Source organism: Sandarakinorhabdus rubra (assembly GCF_010994245.1).
Classification (GTDB): domain Bacteria; phylum Pseudomonadota; class Alphaproteobacteria; order Sphingomonadales; family Sphingomonadaceae; genus Sandarakinorhabdus; species Sandarakinorhabdus rubra.
Window position 1 is genome coordinate 1 of sequence record NZ_WMHO01000434.1, and the last position, 763, is coordinate 763.

At 74.8% G+C, this 763-nt stretch carries 1 protein-coding gene; it reads right to left on the minus strand.

All coding sequences use genetic code 11. The annotated features are described in order from the left end of the window. Window positions 1–763, minus strand: a 763-nt coding sequence (locus GJV64_RS15090; protein ID WP_205599671.1) for a hypothetical protein, incomplete at both ends; no start/stop codon positions are given.

Consider the following 763-nt stretch of genomic DNA (forward strand, 5'->3'; position numbering starts at 1 on the left):
CGATCGTCAGCTGCGTGGCGCTGCCCAGCCGGCCGCGCCACAGCGCCGCCACGTCCACCGCGGCGATGCGCGCAGGCCCGGCCGCCTGCCGCCGCCAGTCGATACTGGCGACGAAGCCCGGCACGAAGGCCGGCGACAGGAACAGGCCGAGGCTGCGTGCGGTGCCGCTGGTGGTGGCAAGGTCGTCGATCCCGCGTGCCACCTGCCCGCGCAGCGCCAGGCCGGGGAAGAACTCCCAGCGCCCGGCAACATGCCACAACTGCTCGCTCCGCCCGGCCAGCCATGATTGGCGCAGGCCGAGGTCAAGCTCCAGGCTCTCCACCGCCGGCCGATCCTGCAGCAGCGGCACTCGGGCTGTGGCATGAAGATCGCGGGCGATGATGCGGGCACCGCCCAGCCGCAGCCGGCGCAGCTCTGCCCCCAGCGCCAGCCGGATCGGCTGACTGGCCGTGGGCAGCACCAGGCCGGTGTCGCCGGCCAGATCGGCGGCCAGCAGCGCCTGGTGCGAAGTGGCGGCAGGCGCCTGATGGCCGCCGGTGGCCGCCGCCAGTTGCCAGCGCCAGCGCTCCCCCCCGCCCAGGGTCAGCGCCAGATCATGATAGTCGGCGCTGTCATTGCCGTCGGTCCGGGTGGCCAGCAGGCCGCGCGCCGATAGCGTAGCGGAGCCAACATCCTGCCGCAGCCGCCCGGCCAGATGCCACCGGCCCTGGCCAGTGGCGGCGAGGCCCGCCGGCGTGGCCAGCGCGCCGCCGAACGTGTAGCC